We start from the raw sequence: 6,189 nt of genomic DNA, 5'->3' as shown, positions 1-6,189 counted from the left end.
TGACCGCCGGGGGAGCCTTGATTACCAGCCACCTGGTAAAGGGACCGCTGCGCTTCAGTCCTCACCCGTTCGGTGCTCGCCTGCAAGCAGGCTGCGCGCCGCGTGCGGCTTCCGGGCTGACCCATGACCAGGCAAAGCGGCGAGATGAGGACTGATTTTGCGAAGGGAGGGTTTATCTACGTAATTACGTGTTTACGTATCTACGTAATCTGAGTAACATGCGCGTCAGAAACGACGAAGCCCAAGTGGCGGCTACCGACTCGGGCTTCTACCCGACAGAGTCCGTCTAGGAGCACTTTTGGGTTTCTGCATGTTACGTTTCGATTTGATGGTCAGCAAGTGAAGTGGTGACCGGAATTTATCTGATGGTGGTATTTTTGCTACCAGCAGCCTTGCGGGGGGAATGAGCGTGAGCTCGAACGACGACCTTAAACCATTTGAACAAGCCGATCTTTTTCACGCCAATCTCATGGAATGGCCGGTAAAAGACGATTTGGCCAGTATGGAATTCCCTATTTTTTCCCTGTCGAAGAAACACGACACGGAGATTCGGGAATACGAAAACCCAACCACCAAGAAGCGGATCCGGATAACACCCTCTGTTGTCGGAGCTGCAACGGTTTTCGATAAGGATCTTCTGCTTTTCATCGGTTCTCAATTGATCGAAGGCCGGAAATTGGGTCAACCTCTTGCTCGCAAAGTAAAGGTGGACATCTATCGATTCTTGACCGGCACATGTCGATCACCAGGTGGAAACTCCTATTACCTGGTTGTCGATATGCTGCGTCGTCTCAAAGGTACGAACCTCGAAACGAACATCGTTACCGGTGGTGTCGAGCAGGTCAAAGGCTTCGGTTTTATCGATGACTATGAAATTGAGCGGACTACTGCAAACGGCAAGGGGGCACTGGAAGTCAGCGTCACGATTTCTGAATGGCTCTTCAACGCTCTAATCCACTTTGAAGTTCTCACCATCGATCGGCGGTACTTCGGCCTGGGCCAAGCGCTCGAACGTCGTCTCTACGAGTTGGCCAGAAAGCACGCGGGTAAAAAAGTTTTTTGGAAGTGTGACATCGAAATTCTCCGGCAAAAATCAGGTTCTAGCCAGGATCTTCGGCGTTTCCGCTCCGAAATCAGAAGCATCATCAAGCGTGACTCACTGCCGGACTACCGAATTGCTTTGGATAAGAGCAACAAGGTGCAAAGGGTCGTTTTCTATACCCGTAATAACAAGGCGCTCTCGGAAGAGCTGAGCAACATGGTTGACGGTTACACGTGGTACGAAAAACTGGAAAAAACTATCCCTGTTTAGCATCCAAGTGTATATCGCCGACATTTCCCATGCGCCCCCCCTCCTCTCCCAAGATCGCCTATCCGGCTAAACGCCGGCTTGGTGTCGGCCTTCTGCCGCCTCAGCGCAGGTCTGTGAAATACGCAAAAAAAGATTCGCTGGGAGCTCCGGGAGGAGCTCTCACGCTGTGTTTCGCGGCACGTATATCGCCGACAAACTCAACCTACTTATTACGTATGTAAGTATTTACGTAAGTACATAATATGACTATACTTCGCATGCCACGTCCAAAACACAGCAAGCCACTGGCGGCTACCAGTGCTCGCAGTGCCGAGAAACCGTCTAGGAGCATCGCGATGATTTTTGCGCCAAAACCTCCGGATCCTGAGGTTATAAACCAGGTTGAATCCGAAATCCGTCGCCTGAAAGACGCCCAGCAGATGATGTTGGACGCTAACGACGCCGTAGCCAGAGATGACGAGAAGACGCTCGAATGCATGGGCTTTGAGGAAGATCACATCGCCGATCTGCTAAAGCGCAAGGAGTCTGGAAGAGCCGCATTTCCTGACTACGCCATCCGCAACAATCAAGAAGCGATCGAACATCTCCAAGGGCTTCTTGAAAAAGCGAAACGTGGGATTGCTATTTGATTAATTAATTACGTATGTAAATACGTAATTATGTAGGATTCGGGATAATGCTTAGAGAATACGTCGTCCTCTTTGTAAATATGGCCTCGCTGCAACCCTCCCCTGAGGAGGCTGAGATTGCCATCCAGGTCAACGCTCTTGATGAAGACCAGATCGAGGAGCACCTCCTCGATCTGGCAAGAAACCAATTGTCGCAGAAATTCAAAACCGAACCGAGAGACATTGCAGTCCATGGGTTTACCTTGATTTCTCAGCGATCTAACATTAAAGTTACGTAAATACGTACATAATTATTTATGTAAGGGGGCACAATGACAACGTATGCAGTAGTAAACACCAAGGGCGGTGTAGGGAAGTCTACGAACAGCATCCACTTGGCATGCAATCTGGCAACCAAGGGGCCAACGCTACTCATCGACGGCGACCCCCAGGAAAGCGCTGCGACCTGGGCCGCCTGGCGTCGTGATTGCAAAGAAGCTGAGGGTTTGCCTATGCCGGTCACTATTTGCCTGCGTGGTAAAGCCATCTACGACGAAGGCAAACACCTGGTCACCAACTATCAGAACACAGTGGTTGATGCTGGTGGTCGTGATGCTCCCGGTCTTCGTAACGCCCTCTTGCTCGCTGATGTGGCGATTATTCCAGTAGGCGCCTCTGACCTTGATGCCGCTGCGATGACGGATTTGCTTGAGGTGGTGGACATTGCAAAGGACTACAACCCCAATCTTGTCGTGAAGGTCCTATTGGCCCGCGTGGATCCGCGTACGAAAGATGCCAAAGACATGCTCGAATGGCTGCAGGAAAACAAGCTCAGCGCACTATCTGCTCGTGTCTGCGAGCGCGTAGTGTTCCGCCGGGCGATTGGTGAAGGCCGGACAGTTGAAGAACTGGCGAAAGACCCGCAAGCGATTGCGGAAATGAAAGCGTTCTATGAAGAGATCACGCAATGAAAAGCAAACCCTCCCTCGATGAGTTCCGATCGGGCGGCGCCGAAGGCGCTGTTGAACCATCTCCTGCAGCAGCGTCGGCCCGGGTAGCTACCCCGGTACCAACTAACGTCAATGAGAAGCAGAACAAAACGATCCGGATCCGCAAGACGTTCAACGAGCGTCTGGCCGATGAGGCATTTGCTCGATCGAAGAGCGAAGGGAAAAAAGTGAATGAGTCGGACATCATCGACGAGGCGCTGGAAGCTTGGTTCACTAAGCAAGACAAATCACGCAAGTAATTACGTAGTTACGTAAGTACGCAAGCCGCCACCTATGGCGGCTTTTTTGTGTGCGATTGTCGGCGATATACGCAGCCCGGTCCCAAGTCGAACGTTCACCTCTCCTCTCCTCCCCTCCCCTGTCTCCGACAAACGCTCGGTAGCGTTTCAATCCCGCGCGGATCCGCTGGCCACCTTCTCTCTCCCGGATTCACATCACCGGCGATAGCCTGCCGCGTCGACTGACCGGCACCAGGTGCGCGATCAGCCGCGGGAAAGAACAGGCAAGGGCACGGCCAACTGAAGGCGGCCGCCGGAACCTCCCTCACCTTGAGGCGCGACGAGTTCGCACGAATCCCCTGACCAACGTAAATACCTAATCAATTACGTACATACGTATTTACGTAATAACGCAACTGCAATATAGTTCCCTTACCTGCTACCCCGCAGGTTCAAATGCCATTGAGGATATGACGATGCCGCAACCCCGCGTTGATCTTGCCAAGATGCCACTTAATGAAATTCGCGAGCTGCCATTGTGGAGGCTCTCGGAGCTGCCTGTATGGCGTCTTGCAGCTGCGATCACCAGCTGCCCGAGCGCATTGCAGGGTGGTATCTACAAAATGCTTTGCAAAAGTACGTAATTACGTACGTAGGTATTTACGGTTAAAGCCAGGCGGCTACCTGGCTTCTTCCAACACATTCCACGTCTAGGAGCGCAATACATGACTGCACAAGCGACCATACGCTACCCCCTTCACCACTTTCACATGTGCTGTGGATCTGGAGCCGGCGCCAAAGGCTTCAATATGTCCAATCCTCGGGTTGGAAATCTGGTTGGTGACTGGATCTGTCTCGGCGGTGTAGACGTTGACCTTGATGGCCTGCAGGACTTTGAAAAGCTTACCGGTGTAAAGGGTACACAAATGGATCTTTTCACCAGGGATCAATACACCAGGTTCCATGGGAAGGAGCCTCCAGTTGGCTGGAAAGAAGCCACCCCGGAGGATATTCGGCGCGCTGCAAAGAACATCACCCCACATGCCTGCTTTATAAGTAGCCCCTGTAAAGGCGCTACAGGCCTGTTGCCAGAGTCTATGGCCGGAACACCACGATACCAGGCCCTGAACGAGCTAACCCTGCGCTGCATTTGGCTGATGTTGGAAGCGTGGAAGGATGACCCGGTACCGCTCATCCTCTTTGAAAACGTCCCACGTCTCAAAACGAGGGGAAGGCATCTGCTCGATCAGATTGGGAAGCTGTTGTCATTGTTCGGTTATGCCTTCTCCGAAACAGCACATGACTGCGGGGAAATCGGTAACTTGGCTGCGAGCCGAAAGCGATTCTTGCTTATCGCGCGGCACACAGAAAAGGTCCCAGCGTTCATTTATGAGCCACCAAAGCACAGCCTCCGGCCGATCGGTGATGTCCTGAGCCGTATGCCCTTGGCTGGTGATGTTGAAGCAGCAGGCCCCATGCACCGGGTGCCTTCGCTGCAATGGCAAACCTGGGTTCGATTAGCGTTGGTCAAGGCTGGCGGTGATTGGCGTAGTCTGAACGAATACGCGATCGAGGACGGGTATTTGCGCGACCTGGTCATCATTCCTGAGTACCGCGGTGGTTATCTTGGGGTTCATCAATGGGGCGACAGTAGCGGAACCATCACCGGCCGAGCAGGGCCGACTAACGGTGCTTTCTCGGTTGCAGATCCTCGCGTGGCGCAATCAGCTCGATGGAACCATGGGCAGCAGTTTGGCGTGCACCACTGGATGGACAGCTGCGGGACGATACCCGGCCAACAGTCCCCAGGACAGGGCCGCTTCGCGATTGCCGATCCCCGGCCTGGTATGGCAAAAAAGAAAGGTGATCCCTACCTTACAGGTGGGCACTATGGGGTTGTCAGGTACGATCAGTCAGCATCTGTTGTTTCAGCTAGTGCTCGACATGATAACGGCAGGTTTTCGGTGGCGGACCCACGTCTGCCACAGCCCAATGAACGCTTAACTTGTATTATTCGCTCGATGGACAACACCTGGCATCGGCCTTTCACAACCCTTGAGCTTGCCGCATTGCAGTCTTTTTTTGACCCGGAGGATCACTGGTCTGCTGACCCATTAGACGCTCTCGAAATCAAACGACGCCATGAGATGGAGCTATTTCAACTCTATGGCTCGAACGACAGCGATTGGCGTCAGCGCATAGGTAATGCTGTGCCGCCCAAGGCCGCTAAGGCCATTGCCGATGTTATGGGCACGACACTGCTTCTGGCGGCGACAGGCGAAACCTTTGTGCTCAGCAATATGCCTATTTGGGTTCGCCCCATCGCGATGGCAATCAGCGTTAGCAGGTACGCCCCTTAATAATGGATTGCGTACCTATGTAATTACGTACGTAGGTACGCAAGGAGGTAAGTACATATGGTGGTCGGCAACGAAGAGCTTGATCCGGTACTTCTGGTGAAGGTTGCGCAGTTTTTCTGGGATCTAGGTACCCAGGAGCAGCTGGGACCTCTGGAGTTGGTTGAAGTCATTCGCAGGATTTCGCAAGGTGAGCACCCAGCTAATGTGATTCCCCAACGTGTTTTGCCCTTCGGATCGTAGATGTCGGTGATATACGTACCTATTATCGCCCTGTCTTTCGTCACATACAGCTTCTGGCCCAGTACGTTTTCCACCCCTGCCGCGCCGATCGAGCGCGGATCCGCTGGCCAACATCCTCACCCTCTCCTGGATGTGCTTCACCGGCGATCGCCGGCCATGCCGATCGGCACCGGCCTCGATCACGATCACGTGCAGCAGCTGCCGGCGCCGCCGGCGCCGCCGGCATCGAGCAGCTGACCAGGTGCTGGCCCGGGCGCGTCGACCGACGTGCACCAGGTGCGCGATCAGCCGCGGGAAAGAGCAGGGCAGGGCACGGCCACCTGGCGGTGGCCACCGGCGCCGCCGGCACCTGCAGGAGCACCGATCACCCACGAACCCCACCGCCTGCACGGGGATCCCCTGACCCATCCCCTAACACAGCCCGTGGATTTGTGGATGACG

7 protein-coding genes are annotated in these 6,189 nt (G+C 54.0%); all 7 read left to right on the top strand.

Features of this window, described 5'->3' with window-relative positions; translation table 11 throughout:
- The first annotated feature begins 403 nt into the window (after positions 1-403).
- Positions 404-1,312 carry a replication initiator protein A gene (locus FFS64_RS30895; RefSeq protein ID WP_137808431.1) on the top strand — a complete coding sequence of 303 codons (909 nt, stop codon included), beginning with the start codon at positions 404-406 and terminating at the stop codon, positions 1,310-1,312.
- A gap of 335 nt (positions 1,313-1,647) precedes the next feature.
- Positions 1,648-1,941: a hypothetical protein gene (locus FFS64_RS30890; RefSeq protein WP_137808430.1), complete on the top strand. Its 294-nt coding sequence runs from the start codon at positions 1,648-1,650 to the stop codon at positions 1,939-1,941.
- 47 nt (positions 1,942-1,988) lie between these two features.
- Positions 1,989-2,219: a hypothetical protein gene (locus tag FFS64_RS30885; protein ID WP_137808429.1), complete on the top strand. Its 231-nt coding sequence runs from the start codon at positions 1,989-1,991 to the stop codon at positions 2,217-2,219.
- 33 nt (positions 2,220-2,252) lie between these two features.
- On the top strand, positions 2,253-2,891 hold the full coding sequence (locus FFS64_RS30880) for a ParA family protein (RefSeq protein WP_137808428.1): 639 nt from the start codon (positions 2,253-2,255) through the stop codon (positions 2,889-2,891).
- Positions 2,888-3,169 (top strand): hypothetical protein, encoded by a 282-nt coding sequence (locus FFS64_RS30875; protein ID WP_137808427.1) that lies wholly within the window; start codon positions 2,888-2,890, stop codon positions 3,167-3,169. The genes FFS64_RS30880 and FFS64_RS30875 overlap by 4 nt, the downstream gene beginning before the upstream one ends.
- 704 nt (positions 3,170-3,873) lie before the next feature.
- Complete coding sequence (locus FFS64_RS30870; protein WP_137808426.1) at positions 3,874-5,508, top strand: DNA cytosine methyltransferase; 1,635 nt, start codon at positions 3,874-3,876, stop codon at positions 5,506-5,508.
- A 57-nt stretch (positions 5,509-5,565) separates the two neighbouring features.
- Positions 5,566-5,748 carry a hypothetical protein gene (locus tag FFS64_RS30865; protein ID WP_137808425.1) on the top strand — a complete coding sequence of 61 codons (183 nt, stop codon included), beginning with the start codon at positions 5,566-5,568 and terminating at the stop codon, positions 5,746-5,748.
- Positions 5,749-6,189: the final 441 nt, after the last annotated feature.

The sequence above is a fragment of the Pseudomonas sp. G(2018) genome, from assembly GCF_005502415.1.
In the GTDB taxonomy this organism is placed as follows: Bacteria; Pseudomonadota; Gammaproteobacteria; order Pseudomonadales; family Pseudomonadaceae; genus Aquipseudomonas.
Note: the sequence above shows the minus strand (reverse complement) of the source record. Positions and strands in the feature narration are given on the sequence as shown.

Coding starts and splice junctions, on each gene's coding strand:
- FFS64_RS30890 (WP_137808430.1), top strand. CDS start 1,648: ATGATTTTTGCGCCAAAACCTCCGGATCCTGAGGTTATAAACCAGGTT.
- FFS64_RS30885 (WP_137808429.1), top strand. CDS start 1,989: ATGCTTAGAGAATACGTCGTCCTCTTTGTAAATATGGCCTCGCTGCAA.
- FFS64_RS30895 (WP_137808431.1), top strand. CDS start 404: ATGAGCGTGAGCTCGAACGACGACCTTAAACCATTTGAACAAGCCGAT.
- FFS64_RS30870 (WP_137808426.1), top strand. CDS start 3,874: ATGACTGCACAAGCGACCATACGCTACCCCCTTCACCACTTTCACATG.
- FFS64_RS30875 (WP_137808427.1), top strand. CDS start 2,888: ATGAAAAGCAAACCCTCCCTCGATGAGTTCCGATCGGGCGGCGCCGAA.
- FFS64_RS30865 (WP_137808425.1), top strand. CDS start 5,566: ATGGTGGTCGGCAACGAAGAGCTTGATCCGGTACTTCTGGTGAAGGTT.
- FFS64_RS30880 (WP_137808428.1), top strand. CDS start 2,253: ATGACAACGTATGCAGTAGTAAACACCAAGGGCGGTGTAGGGAAGTCT.